Source organism: uncultured Ruthenibacterium sp. (assembly GCF_963558415.1).
Taxonomy (GTDB): Bacteria; Bacillota; Clostridia; order Oscillospirales; family Ruminococcaceae; genus Ruthenibacterium.
The window spans coordinates 1-13,540 of the sequence record NZ_CAUWGY010000022.1; the positions used below are offsets into that span (position 1 = coordinate 1).

Annotated in this window: 16 protein-coding genes; 2 read left to right on the forward strand and 14 right to left on the reverse strand. The window is 40.5% G+C overall.

From position 1 onward, the window contains the following. Together AB5H98_RS05610 and AB5H98_RS05615 are read right to left on the reverse strand one after the other, a co-directional pair. On the reverse strand, positions 1–332 hold a 332-nt coding region (locus AB5H98_RS05610; protein ID WP_367924947.1), incomplete at its 3' end, for a sigma factor. Positions 333–343: 11 nt separating this feature from the next. Next, positions 344–1,204 (reverse strand): sigma-E processing peptidase SpoIIGA, encoded by an 861-nt coding sequence (locus AB5H98_RS05615; RefSeq protein ID WP_367924948.1) that lies wholly within the window; start codon positions 1,202–1,204, stop codon positions 344–346. Between the two features lie 235 nt (positions 1,205–1,439). On the opposite strand from AB5H98_RS05615, the gene AB5H98_RS05620 reads away from it, so the two are divergent. Next, positions 1,440–2,198 (forward strand): hypothetical protein, encoded by a 759-nt coding sequence (locus tag AB5H98_RS05620; RefSeq protein ID WP_367924949.1) that lies wholly within the window; start codon positions 1,440–1,442, stop codon positions 2,196–2,198. A gap of 69 nt (positions 2,199–2,267) precedes the next feature. Here AB5H98_RS05620 and AB5H98_RS05625 read toward each other — a convergent pair whose 3' ends face one another. The 12 genes from AB5H98_RS05625 to AB5H98_RS05680 form a co-directional block, all read right to left on the reverse strand. Then, positions 2,268–3,488: a sensor histidine kinase gene (locus AB5H98_RS05625; RefSeq protein WP_367924950.1), complete on the reverse strand. Its 1,221-nt coding sequence runs from the start codon at positions 3,486–3,488 to the stop codon at positions 2,268–2,270. A 122-nt stretch (positions 3,489–3,610) separates the two neighbouring features. Continuing rightward, positions 3,611–4,312: a LytR/AlgR family response regulator transcription factor gene (locus AB5H98_RS05630; RefSeq protein ID WP_367924951.1), complete on the reverse strand. Its 702-nt coding sequence runs from the start codon at positions 4,310–4,312 to the stop codon at positions 3,611–3,613. Between the two features lie 156 nt (positions 4,313–4,468). Next, a complete protein-coding gene (locus tag AB5H98_RS05635; protein ID WP_367924952.1) occupies positions 4,469–6,850 on the reverse strand; it encodes an endonuclease MutS2 in 2,382 nt (793 codons plus the stop codon). Between the two features lie 12 nt (positions 6,851–6,862). Then, entirely contained in the window at positions 6,863–7,606 is a 744-nt protein-coding gene (gene recO, locus AB5H98_RS05640; RefSeq protein WP_367924953.1) for a DNA repair protein RecO, read from the reverse strand. Further along, on the reverse strand, positions 7,557–7,712 hold the full coding sequence (locus AB5H98_RS05645) for a hypothetical protein (RefSeq protein ID WP_367924954.1): 156 nt from the start codon (positions 7,710–7,712) through the stop codon (positions 7,557–7,559). Before AB5H98_RS05645 ends, recO begins: the two co-directional genes overlap by 50 nt. An 83-nt stretch (positions 7,713–7,795) precedes the next feature. After that, a complete protein-coding gene (locus tag AB5H98_RS05650; RefSeq protein ID WP_367924955.1) occupies positions 7,796–7,939 on the reverse strand; it encodes a hypothetical protein in 144 nt (47 codons plus the stop codon). After that, complete coding sequence (era, locus tag AB5H98_RS05655; protein WP_367924956.1) at positions 7,933–8,697, reverse strand: GTPase Era; 765 nt, start codon at positions 8,695–8,697, stop codon at positions 7,933–7,935. The genes AB5H98_RS05650 and era overlap by 7 nt, the downstream gene beginning before the upstream one ends. Continuing rightward, positions 8,698–9,156, reverse strand: a complete 459-nt coding sequence (locus AB5H98_RS05660) for a diacylglycerol kinase family protein (RefSeq protein WP_367924957.1) — start codon at positions 9,154–9,156, stop codon at positions 8,698–8,700. A gap of 4 nt (positions 9,157–9,160) precedes the next feature. Continuing rightward, a complete protein-coding gene (ybeY, locus tag AB5H98_RS05665; RefSeq protein ID WP_367924958.1) occupies positions 9,161–9,661 on the reverse strand; it encodes an rRNA maturation RNase YbeY in 501 nt (166 codons plus the stop codon). A gap of 17 nt (positions 9,662–9,678) precedes the next feature. Beyond that, positions 9,679–10,647: a PhoH family protein gene (locus tag AB5H98_RS05670; protein ID WP_367924959.1), complete on the reverse strand. Its 969-nt coding sequence runs from the start codon at positions 10,645–10,647 to the stop codon at positions 9,679–9,681. Positions 10,648–10,730: 83 nt separating this feature from the next. Next, on the reverse strand, positions 10,731–11,930 hold the full coding sequence (locus tag AB5H98_RS05675; RefSeq protein ID WP_367924960.1) for a sporulation protein YqfD: 1,200 nt from the start codon (positions 11,928–11,930) through the stop codon (positions 10,731–10,733). Beyond that, entirely contained in the window at positions 11,927–12,238 is a 312-nt protein-coding gene (locus tag AB5H98_RS05680; RefSeq protein ID WP_367924961.1) for a YabP/YqfC family sporulation protein, read from the reverse strand. Before AB5H98_RS05680 ends, AB5H98_RS05675 begins: the two co-directional genes overlap by 4 nt. Before the next feature lie 66 nt (positions 12,239–12,304). Between AB5H98_RS05680 and AB5H98_RS05685 the strand changes: the two genes are divergently transcribed. Continuing rightward, complete coding sequence (locus AB5H98_RS05685; protein ID WP_367924962.1) at positions 12,305–13,378, forward strand: hypothetical protein; 1,074 nt, start codon at positions 12,305–12,307, stop codon at positions 13,376–13,378. The last annotated feature ends 162 nt before the right edge of the window (positions 13,379–13,540 follow it).

Genomic DNA, 13,540 nt, shown 5'->3' on the forward strand with positions numbered 1-13,540 from the left:
TTTATATTTTTTGATGGTACAAACGTATTGACTGCCTTTATAAGCCCAATTGTTCCAATGGAAATGAGATCTTCTGCACTTGCAGTTTTACTTTCAAATTTTCGAGCAATGTAAACAACCAATCGAAGATTATGCACGATCAGTAAATCTCTTGAATCAGGATTTCCCTGCTCCAATCCAGCAAATACGATACGCTCTTCCTCTTTTGTCAAAGGCGGCGGAAGAACTTCTGGTCCGTTAATATAATACAGATAATCTGGTAACCGGATGCCAATCATCCACTTGCTTTGAAGTACTCGCCAAATTTTATATATCTTTTCTCTTAAATTCATTTTTCTTCCTCCTAAAGATTGGCAGATGCGGGATTTACCAAGGCATCGAACGAGCCATTTCCCAAAGGTTCTAATGTAAATACTGCAACAGATGTCTCCATTTCTCGCCACTTTTCACGCACCCAAAGCCTTAATGGTGCTTTGATTGCAGGCAGCAGCTTAACTCCAGTGGCTGTCCTAGTCGGCACCAAACGCAAGCCCAATCCTTCCTTCAAAGTACCCATATTAAAATATTCGGAAAGTGCTTGTTCCAAAGCATCTGTCATTTGTCCTTTTGTTTGAGGAAAGCTGAGCAAAAAAGTATACGCACCCGTGATAGGGTCGCGTATATGATAACCTGTGTCCCACAGGGCTTTTCCAACAATCTCTTTCTGATCAATAATCGTTTGAAAGGGTAGTACTATCTGTTCTTTGGGTTTTCCAAAAAAGAAAAGAAGAGATTGAATAAAGATATAAGTACCTGCAATGCAACCAATCAATAAAAGAGGCGATATATTAAAATAGAGTGTCATATTATACATTTGAATTCCACTGGGTTCCAAATAATACAACACGAGCAAAACGACACCCGAAAGTAGTACGTTCATCGCTATATACCAAAGGAGCGATTTTATTACTACCACTAAACCACCTTGAAAAAACACCACTGCAACAATTATTAGAGCGCTAAAAAGCTTCAAAGCGGTCATTTCCCAGTGAGGCAAGGGTGGCAATATCATCATCATTGAAGACAACCCCGCCAAAATACCACCTGCAAGTAGCGGAAAAGGCCGAACATAATACCCCGTCAAACTTGCACAACATCGCAATAAACACCATCCTATCAATGCATTTGTGAAAAAAAGAATGTCCACATATACTACTCCACGCATCCAACCGCCCCCACTAAAACTAGCCTATCACTCTTAAGTCGCAAAATATGTCATACCCGCAGAACTTGTCCTTGTCTTACATACAAAAGAACCAATGAATCCCATACAAATCGCGCCCCTAAAAACATTTCGAGTGCATAAAATAAGGTTTTGTGCATACAACCTCATGGCCACGCGCAAAAAAATATAATATAAGTAGGGATAATAATTAAATTTTTAAGGATGGCTTTTAGAAATGAAAAAAATATGGGTGCTATTATTTGTGTGTTTTATATTGTTATTTTTTGCGTGTTATCGATTCAATCCTCAAACATCATATTATCCGTTAAAAGCTGTTTCAATTGACAATTCAAGCAACTCTTCTGATTCAACACTCACCTCGGATACTACGGTAAAATCTGTAAAAGTACGATATGAAATTCAGGATGCTCATGTATTAGAAAAATACCAGAAATCAAACACAATCCACCAAGCAATCTATTTTGACCAAGCATATTATGTAGAATATAATCACTCCTTTGAGGACTGTCATAATCTAAAATTTCAGTTTGGTGCTCCATCCTTCGAGGATAATACCTATTCCCTGCAAAAAAACTTCTATCAAATTTATGAACCTGCACAGCCTAACATGGACGATGGCGCATTAAATGAAAACGGCTCTCTCAGTTCAAATTTTTGCGTTATGCTCCTCCCCGTAAAAATAACGAATCAATCTGATAAAGAACAAAATTTTTTCCTAAACCGTTTGTGGCTGATGGGATTTCCAAAAGAACTTGAAAAAGCAGAACGATACCCTGTAGTTCCAAGTTATCAGGATCAAGTAGCCAATCCACACTCCAATAATCCCAATTACATGCGTGTAACCATTAAACCTCAAGAAACTTTTGAAGTCGAAATTGGATATTGGGTAACACATGAAGTCAGACAACCAGGACCACTTTATATTGCATATAACGATGATGTGAACTGTTGGAATATAGCACTCTATGAATAACAAAACGCGGATCGTTGCATACAACGATCCGCGTTTTGCTATTTATTTGTTCCCTCATTTAGCCCAATTTTAAAAAGTTTTTCTACTGTTCCATATAAAAATCTTAATCTTGCTATCGGTCAAATTTTTAACTGGCAGCATAACCGTTGTAACCCATTGATCGCCGTTATCTTCATACTCAAAAAGCCCATTGTATTTTTTGACTGTGCTCGCAATTTGTGACAATCCTAACCCCGAAGAAACATTACTCATCTTCGGGCCGGCTACTTTAAAATTTTTGCATATAAATCTACAAAAATTTTCTGTATTTTCTATCCGAAATTCGATCTTCCGCTTCTCAGGTGGCAATTTCAAAGATGCGTGGATGGCATTGTCCCAAACATTTCCGATGATTGTACAAATATCTATTTCCTCAACTGGAATCGGTGGAATATGCAAATCAAGAGATACCGCAATATCTTCCGCAACAGCTTCTTCTATTTTAGCTCCAAGAATCGCATCCAGGGCTGTGTTGTCACTACATATACTGAATGTTTGATGTTCGACATATGAAGTAAGGTTTTCCAAGTATTGTTTTGCATCGGTGATATCACCGCCTTCCATGATTCCCGCCACCGTTCGCAAATGGTTACGAATGTCATGTTTCCAGCCTCTCATAGCATCATATTTTTCAATAAGGCGATGATATTGTTGTTTTTTCAAAGAATCTAACTTCAATTGTGCCTTTGTAAGCGCAGCTTCATAACTATACTTTGAAATCATATGAAATTGAACAAAACTCGTCACCACAATGAGCAATAGCAGTACTGCCATTATAAAGAAAAACGGATCCTGGAAACCACTACTTTTTGATGCATAGTGAAAAACAGATAAAAATGAAATAAAGCCAAGCGCAGGGACAGCCGTAAATCCCAACCAACCCGTATTTGTATAATAAAACCTCTTTTTAGAAACAATTAAAATTGCCCACGTAATCAAAAAGCGTGTTGCAAAAGCATTACACACAAAAAGCCAACTATGATCTTCATATATGTATTGTTGCAAATTCAAATCTGGAACGAGCCAAAACAGGATACATGAATAAGCATAGTCGATACTCACCATTAAAGCCGCAGTGAAAAACGGCCATGCAATTTTGGGCCATATAGTTCCTTTAAAAGATAGTATCGTGATTAAAATTATTACTAAAACAAAGCAAAAAACACCTTGAATCCCCATCAGAAAATGATTAAACAGTAATAAAATAATCGATAAAGGAATGCACATTAAAAAATACAAATTCTTCGGCATTTTGCATTCCGGGATTTTCTGATAATTTACAAACAAAAACAAAAAGGAATCTATTAGATTAATAATGCAATTTATAATATACCAAGTAAAATCCGACATAGAAAATCCCTTTCTTTGGAATACTATCTTAACCCAATAAGAGCACGCTTCAAATCATGATAATATTTGTTTCCAATACAGATTCGTTCTCCATTTACCAAAATGGCCGAATCCTTTTGAATGGCAACTACTTTGGTTATATTTACAATAAAACTTCTATGACACTGAACAAATGTTTTTTCCGGAAGAATTTTGCGCATTTGGACAAGTGGCAAATTGTACTTTCTGCGTTCGGATAGTGATCGCACAAAGATACCATGAAGTCCAGACTCTACATACAAAATATCATTCGGCAAATAGAAATCCTGCTGGGAAACCCCACGGGAAATGCAAATTTTCAAGTCGTTTGAATGTGTCCCCATGGTGTGTTGTGATATGAAGTCCAGCAAATTAAAAAGTTCCTTTTCTTTTACTGGTTTGAGCAAATAAGCACAAGCATGCGCCCCATAACCATATAAAGAATATTCCGGATGGTTTGTAACAAAAGCAATTTCAATCCGTGAGTTATGTTTTCTTAATTCAGTTGCAAAAGCAAGTCCATCTACACCGGGAATTTCTATATCCAGCAAAGCAACATCGTAACCAGTATAACTCATAATATTATCTTCATGTATTTGTTCAAGCACGTTCAGTCCAACGGGAAAATGCGCTTCTTCCCATCGGTGGATAAGTTTGATAATTGCTTGTCGATCAAGTATATTATCCTCAACCAGTAATATGTTCATAACATGTTCCTCTGCTACATTAAAAAAATCACACACGCCAAAGGCTTTTAGAGAAAAAGGCTCCAACACCGACTGATGAGGAGCCTTTTTTGCAACTAGTGTATCCGTTTTGAATTAGAAAGCGGTTATGGATTCTTTCGTCTAAAAAACTACAAACTATTTCAAAATCACTTTGGTTACTCCACTACCGCCTTCCTGATAATCGCCTAAGGAAAAGCTTTTCACATTTGGATGCCGGCGTAAATGCTCATGAAGGGCACGACGAAGTGTTCCTGTACCGTTTCCATGAATCAGATACAACATTGACTGTCCGCTCATAATTCCATTGTCAATAAATTTATCCGCCTCTGGAATCGCTTCTTCTACTGTTAGACCAATTAAATTAATTTCCATGCTCGCCGTACGTGTAATCTTATCCGAAAAGCCTTTTGAAGAAACACGGCGCGGCTGATATTTGGAAGACGAAACCGTCTTCTGCTTTTGCGGTGCAGCCAACTGGGACAGAGGCACTTTGGTACGAATAATCCCTGCTCGAATTTCAACCAAACCATCCCGATCGGGATTGGACATAACAATTCCCGTTTTATCTAATTCGGGTAAAAACACTTCTTCTCCAATCCGGACACTTTTCAAAGGAGTAAATTTCTTAGGTACCGCATGAACCACATCGGACTTTGAAAACAGCTTTTCTGCTTCTTTACGGGCGATTTCACGAGCTCTAATGGCACGCTGACCAGCGGCCTGTTTCTGATCTTTTTCTAATTTTCGTAACTCGTCTAACAATTGATATGCATCCGACTGTACTTGCTGAGCCATAGCACGGGCTTTTTCCCGGGCAGCCTCTAATTCAGCTTCCCCTTGCGCAATTAACTTTTCACGTTTTTCTTGCGCTTGCTTAAGAGCATTTTCCTCGGCATGTTTTAACTGTTCCATCTCTTCTTGTCCTTGTTTGAGTTGGATTTTCAACGTTTCCAACTGAGAAAGGACCATATCGAACTTTTTATCCTCTACCGAAAGATGCTCTTTTGCCCGATCGATCACTGATTTTGAAAGTCCCAGCTTCTCACTAATTAAAAACGCATTTGACTTGCCTGGAACTCCTACACTCAACTTATAAGTAGGGCGCAATGTCTCCACGTCAAATTCACACGAAGCGTTTTGTACTCCCGCGGTTTCAAGGGCAAAAACCTTCATTTCGGCGTAATGTGTTGTGGCCATAATCTTCGCCTTTTTTCGACGAAGTTCTTCAATAATAGAAACCGCCAACGCCGCACCTTCAGCCGGGTCAGTACCCGCCCCCAACTCATCCATTAAAATCAAACTATCAGAGCTGGCTTCCTCTAAAATTTCAGTAATATTTTTAATATGTCCGGAAAAAGTAGACAAACTCTGTTCAATACTTTGTTCGTCTCCAATATCCACTAAAACATTTTGGAACACGCATACTGCACTTGACTCGTGGGCAGGAATCAAATAGCCGTATTGTGCCATTAAATTCAACAAACCTGCCGTTTTTAATGTAACCGTCTTACCTCCAGTATTAGGACCGGTAATGACCATTGTGTCATATCCATCTCCTAAGGAGATATCAACCGGAACAACCTTTTCCGGATCAATTAACGGATGCCGTGCACGAACCAAAGCAAACACTTGGTCGTCCCGCACCTGCGGGCGCATTGCTTTTTCTTCCAACCCCAATTCTGCTTTAGCGAACAAAACATCTAATTGAAGCATTGATTCGTATGCCAGAGAGAACATTGGCTCCAATTCAGCAACTTGAGCAGAGAAAGCAGCCAAAATCCGTTCTATTTCAGCCTGCTCCTGGTTCCTTAATTGCAATATTTTTGCATTAGCCTCTACCACAGCGGTGGGTTCTACAAAAAGCGTCGATCCACTGGAAGAAACATCGTGAATCACGCCGCCAATTTCACTTCGATATTCAGCTTTTACAGGAACCACAAAACGTCCATTGCGCAAAGAAACAACGGTATCCTGCAGATATTTTCCCATCGTTTGTGATTTGGTGATTCCATCCAATTTATCGCGAATCGAATTCTCTACACGTTGAATATTTTTTCGTATCTCGAACAGCAAATTACTAGCACCGTCAGCAATTTCAGTTGGCGACACAATTGCGTCAGAAATAGATTTTTCCAATTGAGGCTGTGGTGTTATTGAATAAAAATAGTCATCTACGGGCAATTCATCGTGATCTGTCAAACCGTACCATTGAATCAATTCACGAAAATTACGTAAAGTACAGGCCACTTCCAAAAGCTCGGCCATACTAAGAACGCCGCCTTTGCAAGCCCGCTGTACAATCTTTTCAACATTTTCTACCTTTGAAATTCGCGCAGAACCATTTTTTATTAAAAGCGTAGCAATTGCATCTGTCTGCGCAAGCATTTGCCGGACCTGATTAGAATCTTCGCCGGGCTTTTGGTTTTGCAAAATTGTAAGGGCCTGTGGACAAGTAATAAAATGTCCTGCCTTCTCCAAAATTTTGTCAAATTCCAATGACTGTAAGTATTTCTGCATGATTACCTCTTCTTATGAAAGAATCGTATTTAAAAAATCCGCTGTCTTCAAAGGCTTGTCCAAACATGCACTCAAATAATTTGCTACAACCGCACTCAATCTTTCTTCGCTCTGCTCTCCAAGTCTAAACGAAAACAACTTTTCATCAGCGCTAAACACAATATGCCTCATAGCAGCCAGCGCAGATGGATCCAAATTGCATATTTGTTGCCGTTTCTTAGCGCATTCGGCACAGTAAATTTTTGCTGCATGGGTGTCAAAATAAAACGGACCACCTTCATATTTGGCGCAATCCGTACACGCTACCAAGTCGGGCATGAACCCTGCCAGAGAAAGCGCTCTCAACTCAAATATAGATTTCAAAAAGCGAGACGACTTTTTATGCTCGCTCATCAAATAAAAAGTATTGAGTAAAAGCCGCAGCATGCTTTGTGCCTCTTCTCCAACTGGAGAAAGTGTCATTGTGATTTCCGAAAAATACATTGCCAGTGCCATATTTTCCATATCGTCATGGATGCCATAAAAAACGTTTTGCACCTGAGCATCATCAACAATATACATACTTTTTCCTTGAAACAGAGCAAATTCGGAATAGCAGAATAAGCCAGTTCCGCTGAAAAGCTTATTCTTCAAACGCAAGGCACCCTTCGCCATAGCTGAAACGATTCCCTGTTCTGGAGTGAGCAAAACTAAAACTCGATCCGCCTCATTGGTCTTTGTCGAGCGCAGGACCAGTCCTTTGGTGATCGTTTGCATCTGTACTCCCTTCGTCAACGTCTTGTACACCTTTTTTGTAGTGCAGGTAATCTTCTATTTGTCCTGTACTTTCAAACTGCTTCCAAAAGCCATTCTGCTTCTCCATGGTGAAACACCTCCGCTTACAAACACTTATGATTCACCATTTTAACGCAGTTATGTGCGGAAACTTTGTCCAAATAACGTTCATTATTGGCGGAAGCCAAAATTATTTAAAAGCAGTTCGTTATCGCGCCAACCGTCTTTTATTTTTACCCAGCACTGAAGATTCACTTTTGTACCCAAAAATTCCTCGCATTCCAATCTTGCTTCGCTGGCTATTCTTTTCAGCATTGCTCCGCCTTTACCAATGATAATCCCCTTATGACTTTTCTTTTCACATAAATATTAATATCAATATCAATGATGTCTTTTTCGGAACGCTCTTTGAAGCGTTCCACCATTACTGCAGTTCCATGGGGAATTTCATCATAAAGATGCAGCAACATTTTTTCTCTCACTATTTCAGCCACCAATACCTTTTCCGGCATATCTGTATAAGAATCATCCGGGAAATAATGCGGGCTCTCTATTGCATAGCGTTCAATTTTATCTAAAAGAACTTGATCGCCTTTTTTCTCATAGACCGAAAGCGGCAAAATCTCTTCAAACACGCCAAAAGAATCTAAAAATTCTTTACGAATCTCAAAATCCTGCGCTCGTTTCAAAGTATCCATCTTGTTAACCACAGCGTAGGAAGGCATCTTTTTTGCCCGCAATTCTTCAATAAGGGAACGTTCCGACTCTGTCAACTCGCCATACGGTTCAAACAACATAACTGCGACATCCACTTCGGCGACAGAATCCGATGTGGCCTTCGCCATTCTCTCACCCAATTTTGTTCTTGGCTTATGGATTCCCGGCGTGTCCAAAAAAACAAATTGCGTTTTTGCTCGTGTGAGGATTCCCGTAATACGCGTTCTTGTCGTTTGTGGCTTTGAAGTAACAATGGCTACTTTTTCACCCACAAGAAGATTTAACAAAGAAGATTTTCCTACATTAGGGCGACCAACCAATGCTACAAAAAGCGATTTTGTATCTAAGTTTTGCAATTATTTCTCTCCTTTTTTTCGAAATACAAAACACCATGCAACCGGAAATGACACCAAAACTGCAATCAAAGCTACCGGATGTGCAAGAAAAAAAAGCAAAATATTTTTGAATACTTTTACGTTCCAAAAAAGAAAAATCCCCGCAACTACGCAGCCAATACTGAAAATTAACACAGCTCCTGCAGCCATGTCCTTTACTACACCAGCAGTACGATAACGCTCCGGTGCGGGGCGTTCCACTACGCGTTCAATACTGGAATTGACCAATTCCAGCGCCATAACTCCCACAACCATGATTGTCAGCAAAGCATACTGTGTAGCCGAAAAATCATAGAACAAAGAAAACAGATAAACATAAAAGGCGGCGCATAGATGAAAGCGCATGTTTCGTTCTTCGCGAACAGCCGCTCGTATCCCCTGCGCCGCATAGATAAAACTGTCAATAAAACGATGACTCATTCCATTACACCTGATCCGCGCTATAAGAAACAGTTCTTGGCAGTCCAAGTTGAATCAGGGTAGCTTCCTCTTTTTCACGCATTCTTACCGCTTCGAGTCCGCCACATTCGTGATCGTATCCAAGCAAATGGAACATCGAATGAACCGTCAAAAAAGCTACTTCACGCTGAAGCGAGTGCCCATAAAGCTCCGCCTGTTCCATCGCACGCTCCATGGAAATCACAATATCTCCTAGCATGGCCGCTCCCGTTTCCTGGTTAACATCATATTGACCATTCTCGCCCAAAGGAAAGCTTAAAACATCCGTTGCCTGGGGTTTATTTCGATACTGTTCATTGAGTTGCGCAATTTTTTCATTGTCAACAAAAGTCACACTGATCTCGGCGGAGCCTTCAAAATGCTCATACTCCAAAACCGCATGACAAGCCCGACGAATCAGGATACGAAGTCCCGACGGGACTTTTACTTTGTTTTGATCATTGGTAATGTACACTTTGTGAGACATGTTCCGCTCTTCCTTTCTTATAAATGTTTATTGCGCACCATACGTGCTTTGTCGTACGCTTTAATGATTTCCTGCACCAATCGATGCCGCACTACATCCTTTTCCGAAAAATGAATCATTGCAATACCTTGTACTTGTTTCAGAACAGACAACGCATCTACAAGACCTGAACGAGATTTATCAGGCAAATCAATCTGCGTTACATCTCCTGTCACAACTACTTTTGATCCCGATCCCATTCGGGTCAAAAACATCTTCATTTGCTCTGGGCTTGTATTCTGCGCCTCATCCAAGATAATAAAGGCATCGTCCAACGTACGGCCTCGCATATATGCTAAAGGAGCAACTTCAATCAACTGCTTTTCCAATAGCCCTTGGTACTTTTCAGCTCCCAGCATATCAAACAAAGCATCGTACAGCGGTCTTAAATATGGATCAACTTTGTTTTGCAAATCCCCTGGCAAAAAGCCGAGTTTTTCCCCGGCTTCGACCGCAGGACGTGTCAAAATAATTCGACTTACCTCGTGTGCCTTAAATGCCTTTACCGCCATCGCAACCGCTAAATACGTTTTTCCCGTTCCGGCTGGTCCCACTCCAAACGTAATCGCGTTTTTGCTGATTGCCTGTATATATGTTTTTTGTCCGAGCGTCTTAGGGCGAATAGGCTTTCCCTTTGCTGTAATCGCAATGAAATCTCCCGTAAGTTCCTTAATCTTTTCCTCATCACCCGAACCTGCAAGAGAAATACAATACCGCACTGTTTGCTCTTCCAACGGAGTTCCACCTTCACGCAATGTAAGCATAGAATCCACCGCTTTTATTGCCTTTTCGACTCCTTCTTCATCGCCTGAAAACTTAATTTGTGTACCTCGACAAACCGCAGTCACATGGAAAGATTGTTCCAAAAGCTTAATATTTTCATCGCAATTACCGAAGATTGCAAGTGCCGTATCCATACAATCTACTTCCAGCAGCCGTTCTGCCATTCAAACACCCCTGCCATTTTGTCAACTTTGATATTATTATAGCATAATTATCAAAATTTTAAATAGTATTTTGTGCACAACATCTACAAATTTTCATCCTCATTTTCTGCATTTCCGGCAAACCCTGTGAATGGAACCACCTTAGCAATATCTGCTTCCAACGTGAGATGCATACGAAGCGTTACCGAATTTTCCGATTGCTCAACAACAGAAGAACGCTCAATAATTTTAAAATCATCAAACTGACTTGCTACCGCATTATAAATTTTTTGTTCGGCAATACTTTGGGCTAGTTGCGGTGATATTGTTGTCTGTATCTCCTGCGCCTCACGATAAATCGTAGTTTTAATCGTTGCCGGAAAATGGAATCCCCAAAACGAAAGAGAGGAAAGAGCTGTTTGCTGAAATTGGCTATCTTTTTCCAAGTCATTTTTAGGCCAAGTAATACAATGCCCATCAAATAAAATTTCCGTCTCCCGTTCAATCACTCCTCCTGGCATCTGTGCTGAAACTGTAAGAGGCTGTGTAAATTGATAGTCCTTTTCAACCCTCGCATAAATTTTTGCATCTGCTTTTCCATAAAGCAAGGCCCCGGTTTTTCCTACGGTACAACCACTAACCAAAATTTCTCCTTGGGCTACGGACTGGCCTATTTGCTTTTGAGCAAATCCTCCGTCAATTTCTTGTCTCAAAATAATTCCATCGCAGGCTGCGACAATTTCTGTAAGCGACGTATCCTGCATCTCCGGCTGCTGCGTTCGATCTACTTTTTCTACTACCAGACGGCCGTGGACAAAGTTTAAACGAATCCAACTCCATTCATCATTGGATACAAAAATTTGGTCTGCAACGGATTCAAAATAGTCTTCATCGGCTGCAGCTCCTTCGTATATACCGTAACTGGCCAGTTCTTCTCGAAGTGCAATCTGCTCTGCTGTACTGCAATCCACAAATGTAATGCTCCAAATCAACCTTTGTCCCCACGCAAATACAAAAGCGGCCAATAACAATCCCAGCAAAACACCACAATGCCCTTTATACCTCATCAAAAAAAAGCTAAGGCCGCGGCGTCCAATCACACGAACTCTACATTTATTACGCTTTGCTAATTTTCGTATCAAAGTATACTTGCGCAAAGGCGCCAAGACGGTGAATCCTGTATGAGTAGGGCATATATTTTCAATACATATCCCTGATTCCATACATTGATTTAAAAGTTTTTCACCCAATCCACCTATGATTTCAATTTCAATCGTACCTGAATAAAGGAGCCTCTTTTTCATAAATTTCGATCCTCCTTATCAGAAAAGCGAAGCGAAAGTAAAATTCCGCTCACCGTGATCAACTTTTTTTGAAACGTATGAACACGGATATCCTCCCCTTCAATGGTTACAAAACACGTTCCCATATCCAGTTCCAAATGATTCAGGTCATACCTCACAATCCGCCTGCAATTCTCAACTTCAAAAAAGCCATTGCAATTGATATGAAGAATTGGTTGGCCGTAGAGCGCGTCCTGTGCCGGGTGAGTCCCAATACCAAAAGCGCGTTTGATTGAAAATCCCTCTTGCTTTCTACTTCGCCTTTTCATACGAAGCCTCCCCTGCTATTTTTTCATTACCCGTCATATATCTATATCAAGTGGGAGGGAAGATTTATGAATAAGAATGAAGAAAGTTGGCATCCCATGCACTTTTTGGTAGCAAGCATCGTTTTGGCATCGATTTTTCTACTTCTACTAAAACCTGAGTGCGCACTTGAAGGAGCTTCGCGCGGTCTTTCTTTGTGCTGCAAAGTAATCATTCCAAGCTTATTTCCCTTTCTAGTGCTTTCGCGGCTGTTTCTAGAAGGGCCCTTTTCAAGCGTTGTGGGAATTCTTCTGCTGCCTTATACTAGGCGACTTGGAATATCAAGTAAAAAAGCAACCGGCGCTCTAGTTTGTGGATTATTGGGTGGATTTGCTGCCGGTGCGAGTGCCGTTGAGCAACTTCATTCCTCTGGTGAACTTTCCAATCGTGAAGCGAAGCAATTGCTCATATGTTGCATTGGTTCAAGCCCCGCATTTGTTGTTGGAAGCGTAGGAACTGCTATGTTGGGATCTCCTTGCATAGGCTGGATGCTTTTTGCCTGTCAGCTTATTTCTTCCTTTATATGTGGCCTTTTATTTCATTCGAAAGCTTCTGAAATAGACTCTTCCTTATGCACAATCAAAAAAGAAGGCAAAGGAATCGCTCTAGCCATAGAAAAATCCGTAACCGCTACCAGCATACTATGTGGATATATCATTTTATTTTCGTTTTTTTCTGAACTTCTTGCACCTGCATCAATGCAAACTCTGCCACGTTTCCTTTTGACCCTCCCTTTAGAAGTGACCAACGCTTGCTATGCCGCAGCCGAAAGTTCTAGCGCACGAGTTTTACTATGTAATCTCGCATTAAGTGTGATGGGAATCTCCGTTTTTTTACAAGTACGCACTTTAGTCGGAGAAAAAATTTCTCTTCGTCCATTGGCACTTTCAAGAATAGCGCACGCTCTTTTTTCTTTCTTAATTTTAAAACTTCTTCTGTGGGCATTCCCTATAACAATTTCCACCGCGGCTTCTTTCGAGCCAACTCTGTTTGATTTCCGAATGCCCTGTGACGTTATCTGTGTCGTTTTCCTGCTTTGCGTGCTAAGCACTTGTCGCCAAAAACAAAATTCGCATTTACCTTCTCGTCTGAATGGAGTATAATAAAGCCATCTTTTTAGTAAGGAAATTCGAAACATGCCACTTTTTTTAAAAAATCGACCACTCTTTGGTGGTTCCATCTCCCCTTCCTGCGAATACTGTGCATACAGTAAAGTTTCACAGCAACCGGGAATGTTTTATTGTCACAAAAAAGGAATTGTCGAA

Bases quoted from the DNA above. Each gene is read 5' to 3' on its own strand.
- AB5H98_RS05675 (WP_367924960.1), bottom strand. From the start codon at position 11,930: ATGAAAAAGAGGCTCCTTTATTCAGGTACGATTGAAATTGAAATCATA.
- AB5H98_RS05680 (WP_367924961.1), bottom strand. From the start codon at position 12,238: ATGAAAAGGCGAAGTAGAAAGCAAGAGGGATTTTCAATCAAACGCGCT.
- AB5H98_RS05670 (WP_367924959.1), bottom strand. From the start codon at position 10,647: ATGGCAGAACGGCTGCTGGAAGTAGATTGTATGGATACGGCACTTGCA.
- AB5H98_RS05635 (WP_367924952.1), bottom strand. From the start codon at position 6,850: ATGCAGAAATACTTACAGTCATTGGAATTTGACAAAATTTTGGAGAAG.
- AB5H98_RS05685 (WP_367924962.1), top strand. From the start codon at position 12,305: ATGAATAAGAATGAAGAAAGTTGGCATCCCATGCACTTTTTGGTAGCA.
- AB5H98_RS05615 (WP_367924948.1), bottom strand. From the start codon at position 1,204: ATGCGTGGAGTAGTATATGTGGACATTCTTTTTTTCACAAATGCATTG.
- AB5H98_RS05625 (WP_367924950.1), bottom strand. From the start codon at position 3,488: ATGCCGAAGAATTTGTATTTTTTAATGTGCATTCCTTTATCGATTATT.
- AB5H98_RS05650 (WP_367924955.1), bottom strand. From the start codon at position 7,939: ATGCTGAAAAGAATAGCCAGCGAAGCAAGATTGGAATGCGAGGAATTT.
- recO (WP_367924953.1), bottom strand. From the start codon at position 7,606: ATGCAAACGATCACCAAAGGACTGGTCCTGCGCTCGACAAAGACCAAT.
- AB5H98_RS05645 (WP_367924954.1), bottom strand. From the start codon at position 7,712: ATGGAGAAGCAGAATGGCTTTTGGAAGCAGTTTGAAAGTACAGGACAA.
- AB5H98_RS05660 (WP_367924957.1), bottom strand. From the start codon at position 9,156: ATGAGTCATCGTTTTATTGACAGTTTTATCTATGCGGCGCAGGGGATA.
- ybeY (WP_367924958.1), bottom strand. From the start codon at position 9,661: ATGTCTCACAAAGTGTACATTACCAATGATCAAAACAAAGTAAAAGTC.
- AB5H98_RS05620 (WP_367924949.1), top strand. From the start codon at position 1,440: ATGAAAAAAATATGGGTGCTATTATTTGTGTGTTTTATATTGTTATTT.
- AB5H98_RS05630 (WP_367924951.1), bottom strand. From the start codon at position 4,312: ATGAACATATTACTGGTTGAGGATAATATACTTGATCGACAAGCAATT.